Source organism: Nocardia sp. NPDC050175 (assembly GCF_044459885.1).
Classification (GTDB): Bacteria; Actinomycetota; Actinomycetes; order Mycobacteriales; family Mycobacteriaceae; genus Nocardia.
Genome location: NZ_JBITJI010000013.1, coordinates 99,132 through 119,246, shown reverse-complemented (window position 1 = coordinate 119,246; position 20,115 = coordinate 99,132). Strand labels below are relative to the sequence as shown.

Here is a 20,115-nt window from a genome sequence, read left to right as displayed (position 1 = left end):
GGCCACCGCACCGACACAATTCAATTGCCGAGGCCCTCGTGTCGGATAGCCGTACTTTCGTGCGGCGTGTCAGCGGTGATTCGTACGACACTCCGATGGCTATCCCTCGGCGTCACGCGACACACGCGCACACTGTGCGGCCGGTCCGCATTCGTTCGGTTGTCCGGCTCATTGTCCAACCGCGAGTGTGGTTTTCGACGCCGCACCGCGCCGCACGCCATCCCGTCTGGGGCCCGATCGATGGCTGCTGAGCGACGCGGGTCACGAATTCGGTTGCCGCGTCATGACCGACCGCGTCGTGTCACGGCGTATGTACGGCTTGACCACCATGTTTGCCGACACGGCGCTGCGTAATTGCCGACCCGCGCGTTCTTGTCGGTGGGTTACGGCACTATCGGCGCTATGACCGCACCGATGCTCGTCGCACTGATGCTGGTGTTCGCCGCCGGGGTAGGGCTCGGCTGGCTCGGCCATGCCGCGCGCGCCGGGCAGCGGGCCGTGCAGGCAGAGGCGAGACTCGCGGCGGCCACCGACAACGAGCACCTGTTGCGGCAGTCACTCACCGCGGCGAACGAGGATGCGGCGCGCAGGCATTCGCATGCGATCGGCGCGATGGTCGACCCGCTGCGCGATGCGGTCGGCGCGCTGAACCAGCACATCCAACAGGTCGAGCACCATCGGATCAACGCGTATTCGAGCCTGCGTGAGCAGGTCGCGGGGATGCAGCGCACCTCGCTGCAGCTCACCAGCCAGACCAGTCAGCTGGTCGCCGCGCTGCGGGCGCCGCAGGTGCGCGGGCGGTGGGGCGAGATCCAGCTGGAGCGGGTGGTCGAGCTGGCCGGGATGACCAGGCATGTCGACTTCGACACCCAGGTGACCCGCGCGGCCCGCGGCGACGGTGACGGTGACCGCACCGGCAACGTCCGCCCCGACCTGGTGGTGAATCTGTCCGGCGGCAGGCACATCGTGGTCGACGCCAAGGTGCCGTTCAGCGCCTATCTCGACGCGAGCATGGTCGACGATCCGGACATGCGGGCCGAGCATCTGACCAGGCACGCGAAACACCTGCGCGGGCACATCGACCAGCTGGCGGACAAGGCGTACTGGGCCGCGTTCGATCCGGCACCGGAATTCGTGGTGCTGTTCGTGCCCGGCGATCCGTTCCTGGACGCCGCGCTGACCACGGACTCGGGGTTGCTGGAGTACGCGTTCGGCCGGAACGTGATCCTCGCGACGCCGACCACGCTGATCGCGCTGTTGCGCACAGTCGCGTTCGGCTGGCGGCAGGAGGCGCTGTCCCGGGACATGGCCACCGTTCAACAATTAGGCAAGGAGTTGTACGCCCGGCTCGGCATGACGGGCAGGCATCTGGACCGGCTCGGCGCGCAACTCGGCAAGGCCGTCGACGCCTTCAACTACACGGTGGCCTCGGTGGAATCGCGGGTCATGGTCACCGCGCGCAAACTGCATGACCTGGAGATAGCGGAACAGGAGGTGCCGGCAATCCAGCGGGTTGATTCGTGGCCACGCGCGGTGGGCTTCGCCGACGCCGACGATTAGCCGGGACAACCGCCGTGCCATAACGCCGTCCGAGGCGGCGAAGGTTAGTGTTCATAATGTGGCTGCTTCCCAACGTGTGCGAACCCGGGTGCCCGCGCCGCAACGCTCGATACTGCCGACGGTCCCGGGTCTCCCGGTGGGCGCGGCGGTCCTGATCGCGGTTGCCTGCACGTTTCTGGGTTTCTTGATCGATGCGAACGGCGACAGTACCGACCTGACCGGTACCTTCGCCGCGCTATACGTCGTCGGTTGTGTCGCAGCCGTACTCACCGTCCGCTATCGCGGCCTGTTCACCACCATGGTGCTGCCGCCGTTGCTGCTGTTCATCGCCGTTCCGCTGGCCTACAAGCAGCTGACCGGCGTCGCGATGACCTCGATCACCGAGATCCTGCTGAAGCTGGCGGTCCCGCTGGTCGAGCGGTTCCCCACCATGTTCCTGGCCACCGCGCTGGTCCTGCTGATCGGCGGCGCGCGCATCGCGCTGCAGCGCCGCAGCGACGCCGCGGGCGGCGCGACCGAGTCCAAGCGCAGCGAAAGCTGGGGCCGACCCGGCACCAAGCGCCCGCGCACCGGCCGGGCCGGTACCGCCGGTCTCGCCGACTCGGCCCGGCGCCGCACCCGCCGCCCCAAGGACGACGCGGACGATCTGGACCCCGTCGAAGACGCCCCTCGACCGTCCCGCCGGGCCGCGCCGCCGGTGGCCGACGCCCCGCCGCGAGTCGCCGGCTCCGCCCGCCCCCGCGAGGGCCGCCCGGCCCCACGGACCGGCGCCCGCCCCGCCGCGGCAGCCCCGCGCGCGGACGCGGAACCGCCCCGCGGCAATCCCCCGCGCCGTCGCGGCGAAATGCCACCGCCGCACCCCCAGCCCAATGTCCGCTACCGCGAACGCGATTCGAGCCGCACCGACCGCCGCAGGCCGGAAAACCTGTAGCTCCCAGCACCCGCTACGCAGTCCCGCGCACGAGTTGTCCTGACGCGCACGAAATCACTAGCTATTCCGTCCGCACGACACCAAACTCTGCACGGCAGCCATATCAGCTACGCGGCAGTCGTCCGACGCTCGCTGCGCCGCGAAGCGCTGAACGCGCGTGCAGCACGCTGTGCGCGTCATCGAGTCGAGTCATATGGTCGCTAGCTGATCTTCAACAGCGACCTTTTGACTCGACTCGATGACGCCAACGACCACTCGACTCGATCTCCCAAGCCTCTTTGAACCGGACCACAGCCAGTCCTCACGCTGGAACCCACACGTTGCCCATAAGAAGCTGCGGAAGAGAAGGCCGGGTACCCCACCTGACGTGCCCAGCACTACTCCGGTCATCCGACGGACTTGTCGAAAACCTCAGGGACAGTGGACCATCGGAGGTCTCTGCGTGCACAGATCCGGATCAGTACACGCAGAGATCCCCCGTAAAGGTGCACTTACCCGGGCAAGAGCTTCTAAGGACTCTCCAGTCGTGAACAGCCCAATGAGCTGAAGGCAGGTCACAGGTTTTCCTGTGAGTAGTGCTGGGCGCGTCGTGTGCCGTTCCCGGCTTAAGGCGCATGTCAGGCGCGCGCTGTCGCGTTCTGCAGGTGGTCATCTGGCTGTGGTGGCGTTTCGAGCATTTTCAAGATCAACAGAGTCGAATGGTTGCCGTACAAGATCGTTGAGCGACCATATGACTCTGCTCGATGCCCGCCACGGGTGGCGTACGTGGGTTGGCCACAGATCCGCACCCTGACTCGGGATACGCACTCGGAATAGGGCCCTAAAGCCAGTGCGTATCCCGAGTTAGAGTGCGGATTCTGCTGGCTGCGGGGCTAGTTGGAATCCACACACTTTGGGTCAGCCGCACACCCCGTGTACTGGGTGTGCGGGTTACACAAAGGGGGGCGGTTGAAGAAGAGGTGTGTACCGCTGGGGCGCGGTAGCTCCGAAGGGTGGTCGCGAGATCCTGTACGCACTGCGCTGCGCACAGGATCTCGTGGCGCGTATGAAATCGCTAGCTGATTCGTGCGCGGGACGACAAACCATGCGCGGCGGTCTCGGACGAGCGCCCTCGGCGTGCAACGTGTCCGGAACGGCGCGTACAAGATCGTGCGGCGCGCGCGAAACTGCTGGGTGGTTCGTGCGCGGGGTGCCGAACGGTGCGCGGCAGCCGCTGACTCGGACCTGCTGCGGCCGGACGGGCAGCGGCGGACTTACCGCGCGCGGGTGGTGCGGAGTTCTCGGGGCAGCGCGAAGACGAGGGTTTCGTTGGCCGTGGTGACCGGCTGGACGTCGGCGTAGCCGTGCTCCTCCAGCATGTCCAGCACGCCGCGAACCAGGATCTCCGGGACCGAGGCGCCGGAGGTGATGCCGATGGTGCGGACGTCGGTGAGCCAGGCGGGGTCCACCTCGCGGGCGTAGTCGACCAGGTAGGAGGCCTTGGCACCGGCGTTGAGCGCGACCTCGACCAGGCGCACCGAGTTCGACGAGTTGCGCGAGCCGACGACGATCACCAGATCGCATTCGGGCGCCATCGCCTTGACCGCGACCTGACGGTTCTGGGTGGCATAGCAGATGTCGTCGCTGGGCGGATCCTGCAGCGCGGGGAAACGCTCGCGCAGCCGCTGCACGGTCTCCATCGTCTCGTCGACGCTGAGCGTGGTTTGTGAGAGCCAAATCACCTTCGACTCGTCGCGCACGGTGACCTTGTCCACCGAGGCCGGGCCGTCCACCAGCTGCACGTGGTCGGGCGCCTCGCCCGCCGTGCCCTCGACCTCCTCGTGGCCCTCGTGGCCGATCAGCAGGATGTCGTAGTCGTCGCGGGCGAACCGCTTCGCCTCCTGGTGCACCTTGGTGACCAGCGGGCAGGTCGCGTCGATGGTGTGCAGATTGCGCGCGGCGGCGGAGGTGTGCACGGCCGGTGAAACACCGTGCGCGGAGAACACGACCACCGAGCCCTCGGGCACCTCGTCGGTCTCGTCGACGAAGATGACGCCCTGCTCACGCAGTGTTTCCACGACGTGGCGGTTGTGCACGATCTCCTTGCGCACGTAGATCGGCGCGCCGTGCTTTTCCAGCGTCTTCTCCACGGTTTCCACCGCTCGGTCCACGCCGGCGCAGTACCCACGCGGCTCCGCGAGCAGCACCCGCTTGCCGCCGACGGTATCGGCGGTTCCGGCACCCGACGAGCGGGCGATTCCGACGTTCAAGGGTATGGCCGTGGACATGCCGACAGCTTACGTGCGTGCACCGACTCCGCGCCGTCCGGGCATTGCGCCCGCGAACTGTCCGCGCGGCGGCGAGGCGCGCTCCGCGCATGCCGTTCTATGCGCCAGAATCACTCCCGTGAGCCCCGACCTTTGCATAGCACACCATTTCGGGCAGTCTAGGACCATGTTTCGACCACCGTTCCTGGCCCGGGTAGCCGCCGGGGCCGCCGTATACGCCATTGAGGAAACTCGTCGGCTACCCACGGCCGCAATGAATTTGCCGATCACCGCCATCAGTCAGATGCTGCAGACGACGATGCACGTCCAGCAGTTCGTGACCAGCCTCGCACTCAAGGGCGACGCGGTTTTCGAACGATTGGGCAACGCTCCGGAAGAACAGCCGGAGTGGGCCACCTTCGACGAGGACCTCGACAGCGAGCAAACCCCGCACAGCGCGACGGCGCGCACCAGCCGTTTCGATCTGTACGCCACCGAAGAACCCGAATCGCCCTTCACCGCCCGGGAAACCCCGCCCGAGCGCAACGGCCACGCGGTCGAGTTCGTCGCCGACCCGGAAACCGCTGCGCCGGAACCGGAACCAGAGCTGGAGATCGTCCGTGCGGAGGAACCCGCGCCTGCGATCGATGCGCCGGAAGTAGCCACCCGCTACGACTACGCGAATATGACCCTGGCTCAGCTGCGCGCCCGCCTGCGGATGCTGACCATCGAAGACCTCGCCGCGCTGCTGGATTACGAGCAGCAGACCCTGGCCAGGGCGCCGTTCGTGACCATGCTGACGAATCGGATCGCCACCGTGCGGGCCCAGTGACCGAACCCCGGACACCACCGCCGACGGTTGGCCGGGACACCCCCGGCCAACCCGAGCGTACCGACCAACCGCAGGCCCAGGGCGCTGCCGCGCCGGCGAATTCCGCCGAGCAGCCCTATCCGGTCCGCTCCGTCGCGATCAAGGTCGCGCAGTGGATCGATCGGCTCGGCAGCATCTGGGTCGAGGGTCAGATCACCCAGATCAATCTGCGGCCGGGCACTCGCACCGCGTTCCTGGTGCTGCGCGATACGTCCGCGGACATGTCGCTGTCGGTGACCTGTGACCCGGATCTGATCCGCAAGTCCCCGATCCCGTTGCAGGAGGGCAGCAGGGTCGTGGTCTACGGCAAGCTGTCGTTCTTCACCGGCCGGGGCACCTTGTCCTTGCGTGTCATCGAGATTCGCCCCGTCGGCATCGGCGAGCTGCTCGCCAGGATCGAGCGGCTCAAGGCGCTGCTGGCCGCCGAGGGCCTCTTCGATCCTCGGCTCAAGCGGCCGATCCCATTCCTGCCCAAGACCGTCGGCCTGATCACCGGCCGGGCCAGCGCCGCCGAGCGCGACGTGCTGACCGTGGCCAGAAATCGTTGGCCCGCAGTGCGTTTCGAGATCCGCAATACCGCGGTGCAGGGACCGACCGCGGTGTCGCAGATGCTGGAGGCGCTGGCCCAGCTCGACCGCGACCCGGCCGTCGACGTGATCGTGCTCGCCCGCGGCGGCGGCAGCGTCGAGGATCTGCTGCCGTTCTCCGACGAGGCGCTGTGCCGCGCCATCGTCGCCGCGACCACCCCGATCGTGAGCGCGATCGGCCACGAGCCGGACAACCCGCTCAGCGATCTGGTCGCCGACCTGCGCGCCGCCACCCCCACCGACGCCGCCAAACGCGTTGTCCCCGACGCCGCCGCGGAATTGGCCGGTGTGCGCGATATGCGCGCCCGCTCCGCCGCCGCGTTGCGCGGCTGGGTCGACCGGGAAACCCGCGCGCTGACCCAGCTGCGTTCGCGGCCCGTGCTCGCCGACCCGCTGCGCGAAATCGACCGGCGCCGTGAGGAAATCGAGCGCCTGCGCGCGTCGGCCCTGCGCACCGCCGAGCAGTTCATCCGCACCGAGGCCACCGCGACCAGGCACCTGCGCGAGAAACTGACCGCGGTGGGCCCGGCCGCCACCCTGTCCCGTGGCTACGCTGTCGTGCAGCGCGTCGCGGGCACCGAGCGGCATGTGGTGCGCACGATCGAGGACGCACCCGCGGGCAGCCAGCTGCGCATCAGGGTCGCCGACGGCGCGGTCACCGCGGCCGCGCTCGGCACCAAGGCACTTGGCGCACGATCCGAAGACACCGAAACAAGGAGGAGCTGATCTTGGCCGAGCCCGGTACCGAGACCGAACTGGCCGAGATCGCCACCTTCGGCTACGAGCGCGCCCGCGACGAACTGGTCAATGTCGTGAAGATGCTCGAGCAGGGCGGCCTCGATCTGGACGAGTCACTTGCCCTGTGGGAGCGTGGTGAGGCGCTGGCCAACCGCTGCGAGGAACACCTGGCCGGTGCCAGAAAGCGCGTCGAGGACGCACTGTCACGCACCGACCTCGAGGACGACAAATGACGATCCGCCGGGCCACGCCGGACATCCACACCACCGACATCGAGCGCAGCCGCGACTTCTACAAGGCGCTCGGCTTCGAAGAGGCGATGGATCTCGGCTGGGTCGTCACCATGGTCTCCCCGACCAACCCCACCGCCCAGGTGCTGCTCGTCGGCCCAGGCGCGGAAAAACTACAGCCGAACATGAGCGTCGAGGTCGACGACGTGGACGCCGTGCACGCGGCGATGACCGCCGCGGACGCCGACATCGTCTATCCGCTGACCGACGAGGAGTGGGGCGTGCGCCGCTTCTTCGTCCGCGATCCCAGCGGCACCATCGTCAACGTGGTCAGCCACCGCTGAAGAGTCAGGGCTTGCTGATCGGTTGCGCCGCGGTGATCGCCTGGGCCAGCGTGACGAACGAATCGCGCTGTCCGGCACCGGTGATGAGCACGCGCGACTGGCCGAGGTCGGCGACCCAGGCCGATTCCGAACCGGGCTCGCTGTAGACGATCCACTTCTGGTCGCCGATCTGCTCGGTGCCGCTGGCGTAGCGGGAGCCGAGGACGAAGCGCGACATCGATTCCTCGGTCGCGTTGCTCTGGCTGAAGCGCATGTAGGAGCCGTGGCCAGTGATATAGCCGACAGTGCTGATCGGTCCGCCGCCGGTGCCGCTGATGTTCTCGCGGCTGCCGGAGTTGGGGGTCCAGTCACTGGGGACGGCCGGGTTCCGAATGGGGAACGGCAGGCTGCGCGCGTCCGAAGTCAGCGCCGCCTTCACGTCGAAGTGCGGAATCTGTCCCTGCGTCGGACCCTTTGCGGCAAAGCTGCATTGGCTCGCGAGGCCTGCGAAAACCACGGCGATCAACACGAGCGGGATCAACGACCAGAACAGATCCCGGTAGTCGTTCATGATGCGCGGCTTTTGTGGGGACACGCACTCAGTATCCACTCGAGTGTCGGGTGCTCGAGCTCGCACCCCGCCCCGGCGAGCAGGGTGTACGCCCGTCTCAGTTCGAGTGAGACAATCGTCCGGTACGTACCGACGCACAGGAGGCACCCCGCAATGACGGCATCTTCCCCGACACCGAGCCGCCGCGAGGCGCCGGACCGCAACCTCGCGCTAGAGCTGGTCCGCGTCACCGAGGCCGGTGCGATGGCCGCTGGCCGGTGGGTCGGCCGCGGCGACAAGGAGGGGGGCGACGGCGCCGCCGTCGACGCGATGCGGCAGCTGGTGAACTCGGTGTCCATGCGTGGCGTCGTCGTCATCGGCGAGGGCGAGAAGGACGAAGCGCCCATGCTGTTCAACGGCGAGCTGGTCGGTGACGGCACCGGCCCCGAGGTCGATTTCGCGGTGGACCCGGTCGACGGCACCACGCTGATGTCGAAAGGCTCGCCCGGCGCCATCGCGGTGCTCGCGGTCGCCCAGCGTGGCGCCATGTTCGACCCGTCCGCGGTGTTCTACATGAGCAAGATCGCGGTCGGCCCGGACGCCGCCGACGTGATCGATATCTCCGTGCCGATCGGCGAGAACATCCGCCGGGTCGCCAAGGCCAAGAGCCTGTCGAAGTCGGATCTGACCGTCTGCATCCTGGACCGTCCCCGGCACGCGGGACTGATCCAGGAGGTCAGGGACGCGGGCGCGCGCATCCGGCTGATCTCCGACGGCGATGTCGCGGGCGCCATCGCCGCGGCCCGCCCCGATTCCGGCACCGACATCCTGGTCGGCGTCGGCGGCACCCCCGAGGGCATCATCGCCGCCGCGGCGATGCGCTGTATGGGTGGCGAACTGCAGGGCATGCTCGCCCCCACCGACGACGACGAGCGGCAGAAGGCGATCGACGCGGGCCACGACCTGGACCGCGTGCTCACCACCGAGGACCTGGTGGCCGGCGACAACGTCTTCTTCTGCGCGACCGGCGTCACCGACGGCGATCTGCTCCGCGGCGTCCGCTACTACGGCGGCGGCGCGTCCACCCAGTCGATCGTGATGCGCTCCAAGTCCGGCACGGTCCGGATGATCGACGCCTACCACCGCCTGACCAAGCTGCGCGAGTACTCCTCGGTCGATTTCATCGGCGACGAGCACGCCGTTCCCCCTCTCCCCTGATCCGACCGAAGGCGCCCTTCACTCGGCCAGACCGACCGACGGACCCCCTTCGGTCGGGTTGTCGGTCCGACCGAAGGGCGCCTTCGTTGGGGCGGACGGGGTGAGGGGGACCTTCGGTCGGCTGGGACTGAAGCCGAAAGACGCGCGGGCGCTTGCTTGCGCGTCTTTCTTATTCCGCGGGTGGCGTGTGCGAATCACTACAGGCGTGGCAGCCCCACGGCACCTTGGTGCGGCATAGGGTCGAAACCATGACGGAGGAGACGCAGTTTCGGATAGAGCACGACACGATGGGAGAGGTCAAGGTCCCGGTGGACGCGCTCTGGCGGGCGCAGACCCAGCGTGCCGTGGAGAACTTCCCGATCAGCGGACGCGGCCTGGAGCGCGCGCAGATCCGCGCGCTCGGCCTGCTGAAAGCCGCCTGCGCCAAGGTGAATCGGGATCTCGGCCTGCTCGACCCGGCCAAGGCCGACGCCATCATCGCCGCGGCGAACGAGATCGCCGAGGGCAAGCACGACGCGCAGTTCCCGATCGATGTGTTCCAGACCGGCTCGGGCACCAGCTCGAACATGAACGCCAACGAGGTGATCGCCTCGATCGCCAAGGCGAACGGCGTTGCGGTGCACCCGAACGACGACGTGAACATGTCGCAGTCGTCCAACGACACCTTCCCCACCGCCGTGCATCTGGCCGCCACCGAGGCGGTCATCACCGACCTGGTGCCCGCGCTGGACCACCTGCGGCTGGCCCTGCAGGACAAGTCGACCGAGTGGCGGACCGTGGTCAAGTCGGGCCGCACCCATCTGATGGACGCGGTGCCGGTGACGCTCGGTCAGGAGTTCGGCGGCTACACCCGGCAGATCGCCGCGAGCATCGACCGCCTGATGGCGACGCTGCCGCGCCTCGGTGAGCTGCCCATCGGCGGCACCGCCGTAGGTACCGGTCTGAACGCACCCGACGGTTTCGGTGGGAAGGTCGTCGCGGAACTGGTCCGCTCGACCGGTCTCGATGCACTGCGCGAGGCGGAGGATCACTTCGAGGCACAGGCGGCGCGGGACGGGCTGGTAGAGGCGTCGGGCGCGGTGCGTACCGTCGCGGTGAGCCTCACCAAGATCGCCAACGACATTCGCTGGATGGGCTCGGGGCCGCTGACCGGTCTCGGCGAGCTCCAGCTGCCCGATCTACAGCCCGGTAGTTCGATCATGCCCGGCAAGGTCAATCCGGTGCTGCCCGAGGCGGTTACGCAGGTCGCGGCGCAGGTGATCGGTAATGACGCCGCGGTCGCGTTCGGCGGCGCGAACGGCGCCTTCGAACTGAATGTCTATATCCCGGTGATGGCGCGCAATCTGCTCGAGTCGATTCGCCTGCTGGCCAATGTCTCTCGATTGTTCGCCGACAGGTGTGTGCGGGGGCTGGTCGCCAATGTCGATCATCTGCGTACGTTGGCGGAATCGTCGCCGTCCATTGTGACGCCGTTGAATTCGGCAATCGGCTATGAGGAAGCGGCTGCTGTCGCCAAGGAAGCGTTGAAGCAGAAGAAGACAATTCGCCAGACGGTTATCGATCGCGGTCTGCTCGATGAAAAGCTCACCGAGGCAGAACTCGACCGGCGGCTGGATGTGCTGTCGATGGCGAAGGTCAAAGACGCTGAGTAGCAATTAGTTTCGACGCTGCGTCGGGCGTCACGTTGCACACCCTCATGGTCCAACGTGACGCCCGAACGAGCGTGTGCGCGGGTATGTCAGCCGAAGTCGACGTACCCGCGCTGGGCATCACAAAAAGATGCCGAGTGCCGCGAGGAACGCAGACGCGCCGACGCCGACTAGTGCGACGAGGCCGGCAACAATTGCAGCGATCATGATTCTTTCCTTTCTTGCTTCCGCACATTGCGGATGTACTCAGCTAATCGCGAGCAATACCGCGTGTGTTTCATCACACTTTCGCGGCGCAAGAAAGAAAATCCGGTCGGCGCGGTAAAACCACGCGCCGACCGGGAGTAATTCAGCGCAGATGCGCGAGTTCTTCGCGGGCCTTTTCGCCCTCTTCACCCAGATCGGTCCGCGTGAAGACGTTCCACCGCTGCAACAGCGGCTTGAACACCAGCTCGTCCTGCTTGGCCGGATCGTAGATCCCGGCCTCGGCGAGCACGTCGTCGCTGTTGCGCCCGTCGGCCAGCGTCACCGAGGGCACCACGAAGCCGGCCACCTGGTCGGCGATGGCACGCATCGCCTGATCGGGCGCCACGTTCAGGCCCGCCTCGACCAACTCGGCGAAGACAACTGCCTGCAGTTCGTCGTCGACCGCGATGCGCTCGGCGATCGCGGTGACCATCGGGCTCTCGCCCAGCGCGGCGGTGTTGCGATGCCGGATCGCGGCGGCGAGCTCCTCGAACGCGCAGGCGGCCAGCACGTCGAGCAGGTGCATGCCGGGGCGACGGAAGCCGGTAGTCATGTTGTCCATCCGCATCCGTTCCAGCGCGACCGGGTCCACCGCCCTGGTCGTCATGAGGAAGTTGCGGATCAGGATCTCGTGGCGGTTCTCCTCGGCGGTCCACCGGCCGACCCAGCGCCACCACGCGCCGGTGCGCAGGTACTTGCCGAGCTCGCGGTGATACGAAGGCAGGTTGTCCGCGATCAGTACGCTGACGGTCAGCGCGGTCTTGGCGACCTCGCTGAGCTCGGACTGCTCCGGCGCCCAATCGGTCCCGCTGAGGAACGCGAAGTTGCGGCCGTCGTCCCACGGCACGAAGTCGTGCGGCTGCCATCCGTCGGCGGCGTCGATGTGACGGCGCAGAATGGATTCCACGTCCAGCGCGAGGGATTCGAGCAACTCGCGATCGGTCAAGAGAGTTTGCACCTAGACAACCTAGCGGTTGAGCCCGTGATCCGGGGATTTTTGGAATGAGACTGGACGGGCGTCCGGGACCGGCCGAGCCGTCCCGGACGCCGCACCGACTACTGCTTCGGGGTAACGGTCGTCTTGCCGTCGACCCAGGTGATGGTGCCGCCGGAGAAGTCGCTCTCCTTGCCGCCCGCGATGTCCTTCTCGTCGCTGGTCGGGTAGCCGAGCTTGCCCATGGCGCCGCCGTTGTCTTCCCACGCCTTGCGGATCTCGCCCCAGACGATGTGCGCCTCGCCGTCCTTGGCCTTGTACACCGTGCCGCCGACGAAGTCCTGGTACCTGCCCTCCTCGGGGCCGGACTCCTGCGCCTCCAGCGGAGCGCCCAGCGCGCCGGCCGGACCGCCGGACTGCACGTACTTGTCGAAAATCGCACCGGAGACCGTGAGGTCACCGCGCTGCGTGGCGATCTTGGTCTCCTCCGCGGCACCCGAGGCGTGCTCCTCGCCGTGCTGCATCGCGGCCGCGGTGGTGGTGATCGAAGCCGCCGCGTTGTTGTCGTTCTTGTCGTCGTCCTTGCTGCAGCCGGCGACGATCAGGCCTGCTGCGGCGAGCAGGGCGGTGTATCCAGCCGTTCGTCGAGCGAAGTGGTGCATTTCCATCCTCTCGAAAGTGGCTACCGAGGACGTCGCCGACTCCGGTGACGCCGCTGGCAGCCTAGGCCGATGTTCAGCAATGACCCGGCGAATCCACCAGGGACACGCCGGGTCATACCGAACAGCTATCGCAGGGATATTACCCGGCGACTGTGAGCGGAAACACACCACCCAACTCAGGCGTTGGGGCCGTACTCCTCCAGCATCTCGGTCACGAGCGCCGCGATCGGCGAGCGCTCACTGCGGGTCAGCGTGATGTGAGCAAACAACGGGTGACCCTTGAGCTTCTCGATCACCGCGGCCACACCGTCGTGCCTGCCGACGCGCAGGTTGTCCCGCTGGGCCACGTCGTGGGTGAGCACCACGCGCGACCCGGTACCAAGCCGGCTCAGCACCGTGAGCAGCACGTTGCGTTCCAGCGACTGGGCCTCGTCGACGATCACGAACGAGTCGTGCAGCGACCGACCGCGAATGTGGGTGAGCGGCAACACCTCCAGCATGTCGCGGGCGAGCACCTCCTCCATCACCTCGCGGCTGGCCAGCCCGTCGAGCGTGTCGAAGACCGCCTGGGCCCACGGACCCATTTTCTCGCTCTCACTACCGGGCAGGTAGCCGAGCTCCTGGCCGCCGACCGCGTAGAGCGGCCGGAAGACCACCACCTTTCGCTGAGTTCGCCGCTCCAGCACCGCCTCAAGGCCCGCGGTCAACGCGAGCGCGGATTTGCCGGTGCCCGCCCGGCCGCCGAGCGAGACGATGCCGATGCTCTCGTCCAGCAGCAGATCCAACGCGATGCGCTGCTCGGCGGAGCGGCCGTGCAGGCCGAACGCCTCGCGTTCGCGCACCAGCTGCACCCGCTTGTCCGGCGTGACCCGGCCGAGCGCGCTGGAGCTACTGCCCAACAACCGGATTCCGGTGTGGCAGGGCAGTTCCCGGGCATCGTCGATATCGAGGATGGAGTCCGAGTAGAGCTGGTCGATCTGCGCAGTGCTGACGTCGAGTTCCACCATTCCGGACCAGCCGGAAGTAACGACGTCCTGTGCGTGGTATTCGTCGGCTTGCAAGCCCACCGCACTCGCTTTGACCCGTAGCGGAATGTCCTTGGACACCAGCACCACCTGGCGGCCCTCGGCCGCGAGATTCAGTGCACAGGCCAGGATTCGGGAATCATTGGTGTCGGTGCGGAATCCGACCGGAAGGACCGCGGGATCGGTGTGGTTCAGTTCCACCTGCAGCGTTCCACCCTCGGTGCCGATCGGCACCTGCTGATCCAGCCTGCCGTGCTGCAGGCGAAGATCGTCCAGGTTGCGCAGGGCTTCCCGCGCGAACCAGCCCAGTTCATGGTGATGCCGTTTGCCTTCGAGTTCGCTGATGACGACCAGCGGTAGCACCACGTCGTGTTCGCCGAACCGAGTGAAAGCCCACGGATCGGACAAAAGGACCGAAGTGTCGATGACAAAAGTATCGGCCGGGGAATGCGAGGGGTGTGCCCCCTTCGCGGCGGTTCCGCCTTTCGCGGAACGGGATTGCGCCGAGGGAGCGGGAACGGAGCGTGAAGCAGTCACGGTGGGCTCCTCTTTGTCCGCGCGGCACCCGCACGAACGATCTCGCTGGACCGGTCCGTCCTGATGGGACCTGACGTTGCCGTCAGATGCCACGAGGGCCGGGTGCCGGCCCCCTCGTACTGATCAACTCAGTCACGGTCAGGACCTCCCGTACGAGCCACACCGCCGCGGCCCGCACCATCGACGCTACCGCCGAACTACGGTTCCCCGCTCCCGCACAGGTAGGCGTGTCCGTGAATTTGTCGTTAACCCAGATACCAACCCGCGCTGGTACCCCGCACCGCCGGTGTTCAAACCGGCTGGTGAGCGGTAACACCGCGCCCCCACGGCACCTTCGGGCCCTCGGCCGAGCCCAGCGGATCTGCGGAGCGCCGCCGGCCAAGTGACCAGCATCATTACCGCATAACTCTAGGTAAGTGCTTCCTGTAGCGCCGCGGTCCAGGGGACCCATCGTGGGTCAGGGGCCGCGGTGTTGTCTCCGGTCATGTTGGTGCAGGTGTAGCCGACCGCGACGCCGGATTCGGGGTGGGCGAAGGCGATTCGGCCGCCGGTGCCGACGTTGCCGAAGGAGCCCGCGCCGAGCATGGGCCGGGTGACGCTGGGGACCTCGTAGGTGTAGGCGAAGGTGTGCGTCGTCGGTATGACGTGCAGCGGCGGTGGGCTGCTCAGGTCGAGGGTCTGGGGTTGCCGCGCCCTGTCGACCGTCGCCGAGGACAGCAGTCGGATGCCGTCGACTTCGCCGATGGTCGCGGCGAACATCCGGGCCAGCGAGCGGGCGTTGCCGATGCCGTTGCCCGAGGGCACTTCGGCCGCGTGGCCTTCGCGGGTGTTGAGCATCTCGATCCCCTCGTCCTTGGTCGCGAGGGTCGCCAAGCTTGCTCTGACGAGTCGCGCTTCGACGTCGATCCCCAGCTGGGTCAGCACGGCGCGGACTTGGTCGGCGGTGGGTCCGGTCTGACGGGTGAACTGCGGCACGACGCGATGTTCCTCGCGTTCGGGCAGCCCGATCCACAGGTCGAGACCGAGCGGCCCGGCGACCTCCGCGGCGAGGAAGTCGCCGACGCTCTTACCGGTCACGCGCCTGATCAGCTCGCCGGCCAGGTAGCCAAGCGTGAGGGAGTGGTAGTAGAACGCGGTCCCCGGCTGCCACAGAGGAGTCATGGATTCGAGGGCCGCCACGCAGGTCGGCCAATCGGTCAACTGCGTTGGGCCGATGCCGTATTCAGGGTCGAAGCTGGATAGCCCGGCTCGGTGCGACAGCACCTCGGCGACGGTGATCGTGGCTTTGCCGTTGGCCGCGAACTCGGGCCAGTAGTCGCGAACCGGTGCGTCGAGGTCGAGTTGCCCGCGTTCGACGAGCATGTGCACGCAGGTTGCGGTCAGGCCCTTCGATACCGACATGAGCACTACCAATGACGTTGCGTCCCAAGGCTTACCGGATATCGGATCCTGCCCGGTCCAGAGGTCGACGACAGGGCGGCCGTGCCGATAAACGCACAGTTGTGCAGCGCCTTCGTCGTTGGCCTGCGCGATCTCGAATGCGGCTCGGACAGCCTCGAATCCGGTGTCGACCGTTCCCTGCACTACCGTCACGACGCCTCCTGAAACAGCGGCGAACCTCCGGTTCGCCCGTCATCCCGATCGCATTGATCGACTGTCCGCATGCATTGGTGGCCGCCTCTTCCGCAGAGCCGGACGAGCCGAAGCTTAGACCGCGACTGACCCATGAACGTTTCAGCCTGGGCCGGGTCCGGGTCGAGAGGCCCGGCCTGTCGCGGGTGGCCGACGGGGCCGGTTAGAGTCGCTGGCATGGCCGGTAATGAGGACCTGGAGAAGCTGTCGTCCAAGGAACTGCACGATCGCGCGGTGAAGCTGGCCGTGCGACACGGGGACGTGAAGTTCCTGTGGCGGTTGCTCACCTCGATTCCGGCCGCGGAGGCTGCCGCGGGCAACCTCGGCGAGAGCGAGGCGGACATCAAGTACGTGCTGCCGATGCTGGACGACTACATCCATGCGGGTGACGGTGCGATCGCCGAGGTGCTGCGGCCGTTCTATCTGGAGTACCTGACCGAGCACAGCTGATCGCCGACGCAGCGTCCTCGACTCGGGATCGAGGCCGTCGCGGCGGGGTCAGCCGCGCGGCAGTGCGGCACGGAACAGCCCGGCGGCCGTGCCGCGCAGGAAGTTCTCCCAGCTGAAGTGGTCGTGCCACAGGATGATTCGGCCGTCGCGCAATTCGAAGGTGCCGGTCACCCAGAACGCGATCCGCACCGGGCCGAAGCGCAGGATGTCCGTGCGGTCGGTGAGCACGATGTCGCCGTCGGCGGCGATGTGGTGCATTTCCACCTCGAAGCCGAGCGCGTTCCGGTCCAGGCCGAGCAGTACCTTGCGCGCCAAGCCGCCGCCGAGGTCGGGCAGCGAGGTGTTCTTCCAGACCACGTCCGGGTGCAGTAAGTCCAACGCGTCCGAGACGGGGCCGTGTTCGAGCGCGGCGAAGAACTCCCGCACCGTGCTGATCGCGTCCTGCTGAAGTGCTACGTCCTGGGCCATGATTCGACGATAGCCATTACCCGGCGTTACGGCTATCTTGCGAACGCCGAACGGGACGGCTCACTTGACGGCTCGGTCGGCGATCAGGACGGCCAAACCGTCGAGAACGCGTTCGATACCGAAGTTCAGGGCATCGTTCGAGCCGCCCACGTCGGGCGTGGCGGCCTCCTCGGCGAAGGCGGCGGCCACGGCCGGATAGCGATCGCCCGCCTCGGCCATCATCTCCGCGAACTGTTCGGCGAGCTGCCCGGTCGGGTCGTCGCCCAGGGATTGCGTCTGCTGAGCCAGGCTGCGGACGTGACCGTGCACCAAGACGATGGTGTCGAGTCGCTCCGAGCCGGTTAAGCCGGTGCCGTCGAGCGCGACCAGCGCGCTCTCCGTCCACCCCATCTCATTGGGGCCGAACGGGCGCGCACCGATCGTGAGTTCGATGATCCACGGACGGGCTCGATATCGCTGGTAAATCGACTCGGACCACAGCCGCAGCCCGGCCCGCCAGCCTTCATCTGCCGAATCACCTTGCATCGCAGCGGTATCCGGCGGCGGACCCATCGCCGAGTCGAGCATCAGCGCCATCAGTTGCTCTTTGCCCGGCACGTACCGATACAGCGACATCTTCGTGAAGCCGAGCTTGTCCGCCAGCCGCTGCATCGACAGGTTCGCCAGCCCTTCGGCGTCGACGAGCGCGATCGCCTCGGCCACGATCCCCTCCAGCGAAAGGGCAGGCTTTGGCCCGCGCTTGGGCCGCTGCTGGGTGCCCCACAGCAGCTGAACGGTGGTCGGTGTCGGCATAACCAAATCCTTCCGAAGAACGGCTTGACTTGAAACTGTGTCTACCATACTCTAATTCGTGTCCACCGGAAACAGATTCCGATAGACGCAGATTCAGGCCACAGGAGTCATCATGCGTAACAAGACAGTCCTCATCTCCGGCGCCAGCATCGCGGGCCCCGCCCTCGCCTACTGGCTGGACCGCTACGGCTTCGACGTCACCGTCATCGAGCGCGCCTCAGGCCTGCGCCCGGGCGGCCAGGCGATCGACTTCAAGGGCAAGACCCACTTCACCGTCCTGGAGCGGATGGGCATCCTGGCAGACATCAAGGAACGCCGGACCGGCACCACCGACACCGTCTTCGTCGACGAGAACGGCAAGCGGCTGGCCGTCATGTCCGGCGACTTCACCGGCGGCGATGTGGAGATCCTGCGCGGCGACCTGGCCGAGATCATGTACAAGCGCACCGCGGAACACTGCGAATACCTGTTCGGCGATTCGATCAGCGCGCTCACCGAGCTGTCCGACGGCGTGTACGTCGAGTTCGAGCACGGCCCGGCGCGCACCTTCGACCTGGTCTTCGGCGCCGACGGCATCCACTCCCGGGTGCGCAAGCTGACCTTCGGACCGGAAAAGGACTTCGTCAAGTACCTGGGCCACTACTACTGCGTCGCCGGCGCGAGCCCGTGGAGCAAGGACGCCACCGGACCGCGTGCGCGCGTCACCGCCTACGGTCACAACGCGCCCGGCAAGCTCGCGATCAGCGGCGGGTCGAAGGCACAGCAGTTGTACATGTTCATGTCGCCCGAGCTCGACTACTCCCGCGACGACACCGTCGCTCAGCGACGAATCGTCGAACAGGTCTACGCCGACGTGCACTGGGACGTTCCCCGAATGCTCAGCGAGATGGCCGATTTCAACGACTTCTACCTCGACTCGATCAGCCAGGTGCGGATGCACGGCACCTTCACCAAGGGACGGGTCGCGCTGGTCGGCGACTCGGCGTACGGAAACACCTTGGCGGGCTTCGGCACTGGGCTCGCGGTGGTCGGCGCGTACGTCATCGCGGGGGAACTCGCCGTCGCGGACGGTGACTACACCGTGGCGTTCGCTCGCTACAACGAGATCATGAAGGGCTACGCCAAGATCATGGGAAACAGCAACGCTGGAAGGTTCCTCGCACCGAAGACCGCGTACGGCATCAAGATGCGCAACTGGTTCTTCGGATCGCGGATGTTCAGCCTGATGGCGAAGTACGCGGACAAGGCCGCCAACGACATCGACCTGCAGGACTACCCGACCATGGTCGGCGCGACCGAGATCAACTGAAACCGTTGGCCGCGCTGCGGTTTCGACCCCGCGCACTGGTTCGAGGCCGTCCAGTATGCGGGGTTGATCCGCCGATGTGCTCGCACCGGAGAATCCACTGTGTTTCGATGGAACCGAACCGGGGTGGGGCGCGTCTATAGGGTCAGAGGCACTCATGAAAGGGGACGGTGATGGCGGTGGACAGCCCGTTTCCCGGGTACATCGAGGATGCGAAGTCCGGGGCGTTGACGGTGCGGATGGATCCGCAGGGCTTCGTCGATATCGACAAGGCGTGCGAGGAGCTGATCAATCAGCTGACCGGCGTCCGGGCCGACGCTCGTGAGCTGGGTGAGAAGACCTCCTGGGGGCTCGGCGAGGACAAGCCGCGCCTGACGTCTGCCGTCGAACTCGTACAACTGTTCCGGGAGAAGGCATTCGGTGGACCCAACAACGCCTACGACACCCTGAGCGACTACATCAAGGTGGCCGAGGACATCCGGGCGATGTTCAAGACCATCTGCGAGGGCTATCAACGCACCGATACCGAATTCGCGGCGAAGTTGCGGGAGATCAGCGTATGAGCTTCATCCAGCGCGGAAGCCGTTCGCCACGAATCTGTTTCGTGGCCACGGCGGTCCTGGCTGCCCTGCTGACCGGATGCGGTGACGAGACGAAGCCCGCTGGTACACCGACCCTTCCGAGTTCGGCCGCGCCGTCCGTCACCAAGACGACAGGATCCGATCCGCAAACGGCCTTCGATCCCTGCACCGCGCTGACACCGCAGTTCGTCAGCGAGCACCAATGGAACGCGTTGCCACCCGCACCGAAACAAAACAGCGCAGCCGGTATCAGCTGGAAGGGCTGCCGCTACGTCGCCAAGGCCGGTTACGGCTTCACCATCGAAACCACCAACGGAACCCTCGACCAGGTTCGCGAGAAGTTCCCTGCGGCCGTGGACATCTCGATCGGCGACCGAAAGGCGTTGCGTTATGAGGCCAGGCCGGACGTACCCGGTGGGTGCACGATCAATGTCGAGATGAAGAGCGGTTCGCTCTACCTCCTCGTCGACGACCCGGACGGCAAGCACCCACGCCACCTGTCGCCCTGCGACAACGCCACCGAAATCGCCCAAGTAGTCGCACCATTGCTGCCCGCGGGCAGCTGAACAACCCCACGGG

Annotated in this window: 20 protein-coding genes; 12 read left to right on the top strand and 8 right to left on the bottom strand. The window is 66.8% G+C overall.

All coding sequences use genetic code 11. The annotated features are described in order from the left end of the window. Positions 1-402: 402 nt before the first annotated feature. Both ACIBK2_RS35305 and ACIBK2_RS35300 read left to right on the top strand, forming a co-directional pair. Positions 403-1,560: a DNA recombination protein RmuC gene (locus ACIBK2_RS35305; RefSeq protein ID WP_379280833.1), complete on the top strand. Its 1,158-nt coding sequence runs from the start codon at positions 403-405 to the stop codon at positions 1,558-1,560. 58 nt (positions 1,561-1,618) lie between these two features. Then, a complete protein-coding gene (locus tag ACIBK2_RS35300; protein ID WP_396973846.1) occupies positions 1,619-2,491 on the top strand; it encodes a DUF6542 domain-containing protein in 873 nt (290 codons plus the stop codon). 1,253 nt (positions 2,492-3,744) lie between these two features. Here the strand turns inward: ACIBK2_RS35300 and ACIBK2_RS35295 are convergent. Continuing rightward, positions 3,745-4,758: a 4-hydroxy-3-methylbut-2-enyl diphosphate reductase gene (locus ACIBK2_RS35295; protein ID WP_379280835.1), complete on the bottom strand. Its 1,014-nt coding sequence runs from the start codon at positions 4,756-4,758 to the stop codon at positions 3,745-3,747. Positions 4,759-4,924: 166 nt separating this feature from the next. Between ACIBK2_RS35295 and ACIBK2_RS35290 the strand changes: the two genes are divergently transcribed. The 4 genes from ACIBK2_RS35290 to ACIBK2_RS35275 are packed head-to-tail and all read left to right on the top strand — an operon-like array spanning position 4,925 to position 7,507. Next, entirely contained in the window at positions 4,925-5,569 is a 645-nt protein-coding gene (locus ACIBK2_RS35290) for a lipid droplet-associated protein (protein ID WP_396973844.1), read from the top strand. Next, on the top strand, positions 5,566-6,921 hold the full coding sequence (gene xseA, locus ACIBK2_RS35285) for an exodeoxyribonuclease VII large subunit (RefSeq protein WP_396973842.1): 1,356 nt from the start codon (positions 5,566-5,568) through the stop codon (positions 6,919-6,921). Before ACIBK2_RS35290 ends, xseA begins: the two co-directional genes overlap by 4 nt. Before the next feature lie 2 nt (positions 6,922-6,923). Further along, positions 6,924-7,166, top strand: coding sequence for an exodeoxyribonuclease VII small subunit (locus ACIBK2_RS35280; protein ID WP_396973840.1), 243 nt, complete (start codon positions 6,924-6,926; stop codon positions 7,164-7,166). Then, entirely contained in the window at positions 7,163-7,507 is a 345-nt protein-coding gene (locus tag ACIBK2_RS35275; RefSeq protein WP_396973838.1) for a VOC family protein, read from the top strand. Before ACIBK2_RS35280 ends, ACIBK2_RS35275 begins: the two co-directional genes overlap by 4 nt. A gap of 4 nt (positions 7,508-7,511) precedes the next feature. Here ACIBK2_RS35275 and ACIBK2_RS35270 read toward each other — a convergent pair whose 3' ends face one another. Further along, positions 7,512-8,081 carry a DUF4245 domain-containing protein gene (locus ACIBK2_RS35270; protein WP_396973836.1) on the bottom strand — a complete coding sequence of 190 codons (570 nt, stop codon included), beginning with the start codon at positions 8,079-8,081 and terminating at the stop codon, positions 7,512-7,514. A 129-nt stretch (positions 8,082-8,210) separates the two neighbouring features. Here ACIBK2_RS35270 and glpX point away from each other — a divergent pair, with 129 nt between their 5' ends. After that, positions 8,211-9,254: a class II fructose-bisphosphatase gene (gene glpX, locus ACIBK2_RS35265; protein ID WP_396973834.1), complete on the top strand. Its 1,044-nt coding sequence runs from the start codon at positions 8,211-8,213 to the stop codon at positions 9,252-9,254. A gap of 248 nt (positions 9,255-9,502) precedes the next feature. Beyond that, entirely contained in the window at positions 9,503-10,906 is a 1,404-nt protein-coding gene (locus ACIBK2_RS35260; RefSeq protein WP_396973832.1) for a class II fumarate hydratase, read from the top strand. A 346-nt stretch (positions 10,907-11,252) separates the two neighbouring features. On the opposite strand, the gene ACIBK2_RS35255 is transcribed toward ACIBK2_RS35260, so the two are convergent. The 4 genes from ACIBK2_RS35255 to ACIBK2_RS35240 form a co-directional block, all read right to left on the bottom strand. Continuing rightward, positions 11,253-12,107, bottom strand: coding sequence for an acyl-ACP desaturase (locus tag ACIBK2_RS35255; protein WP_396973830.1), 855 nt, complete (start codon positions 12,105-12,107; stop codon positions 11,253-11,255). Between the two features lie 98 nt (positions 12,108-12,205). Continuing rightward, positions 12,206-12,745 (bottom strand): LGFP repeat-containing protein, encoded by a 540-nt coding sequence (locus tag ACIBK2_RS35250; RefSeq protein ID WP_396973828.1) that lies wholly within the window; start codon positions 12,743-12,745, stop codon positions 12,206-12,208. 176 nt (positions 12,746-12,921) lie between these two features. Next, positions 12,922-14,307 (bottom strand): PhoH family protein, encoded by a 1,386-nt coding sequence (locus tag ACIBK2_RS35245; RefSeq protein WP_379280845.1) that lies wholly within the window; start codon positions 14,305-14,307, stop codon positions 12,922-12,924. Between the two features lie 408 nt (positions 14,308-14,715). Then, on the bottom strand, positions 14,716-15,900 hold the full coding sequence (locus tag ACIBK2_RS35240; protein ID WP_396973826.1) for a serine hydrolase domain-containing protein: 1,185 nt from the start codon (positions 15,898-15,900) through the stop codon (positions 14,716-14,718). Positions 15,901-16,116: 216 nt separating this feature from the next. Here ACIBK2_RS35240 and ACIBK2_RS35235 point away from each other — a divergent pair, with 216 nt between their 5' ends. Continuing rightward, positions 16,117-16,389: a hypothetical protein gene (locus tag ACIBK2_RS35235; RefSeq protein ID WP_396973824.1), complete on the top strand. Its 273-nt coding sequence runs from the start codon at positions 16,117-16,119 to the stop codon at positions 16,387-16,389. Positions 16,390-16,437: 48 nt separating this feature from the next. On the opposite strand, the gene ACIBK2_RS35230 is transcribed toward ACIBK2_RS35235, so the two are convergent. Further along, the gene (locus ACIBK2_RS35230) at positions 16,438-16,857 is read right to left on the bottom strand and encodes a limonene-1,2-epoxide hydrolase family protein (RefSeq protein WP_396973822.1); all 420 of its coding nucleotides are present in this window, start codon (positions 16,855-16,857) and stop codon (positions 16,438-16,440) included. 60 nt (positions 16,858-16,917) lie between these two features. Beyond that, positions 16,918-17,649: a TetR/AcrR family transcriptional regulator gene (locus ACIBK2_RS35225; RefSeq protein ID WP_396973821.1), complete on the bottom strand. Its 732-nt coding sequence runs from the start codon at positions 17,647-17,649 to the stop codon at positions 16,918-16,920. Between the two features lie 112 nt (positions 17,650-17,761). Here ACIBK2_RS35225 and ACIBK2_RS35220 point away from each other — a divergent pair, with 112 nt between their 5' ends. From ACIBK2_RS35220 to ACIBK2_RS35210, 3 genes are all read left to right on the top strand, one after another. Next, complete coding sequence (locus ACIBK2_RS35220) at positions 17,762-18,958, top strand: FAD-dependent monooxygenase (RefSeq protein WP_396973819.1); 1,197 nt, start codon at positions 17,762-17,764, stop codon at positions 18,956-18,958. A 170-nt stretch (positions 18,959-19,128) separates the two neighbouring features. Next, positions 19,129-19,518 (top strand): hypothetical protein, encoded by a 390-nt coding sequence (locus ACIBK2_RS35215; protein ID WP_396973817.1) that lies wholly within the window; start codon positions 19,129-19,131, stop codon positions 19,516-19,518. 41 nt (positions 19,519-19,559) lie between these two features. Next, on the top strand, positions 19,560-20,102 hold the full coding sequence (locus tag ACIBK2_RS35210; RefSeq protein ID WP_396973815.1) for a DUF3558 domain-containing protein: 543 nt from the start codon (positions 19,560-19,562) through the stop codon (positions 20,100-20,102). The last annotated feature ends 13 nt before the right edge of the window (positions 20,103-20,115 follow it).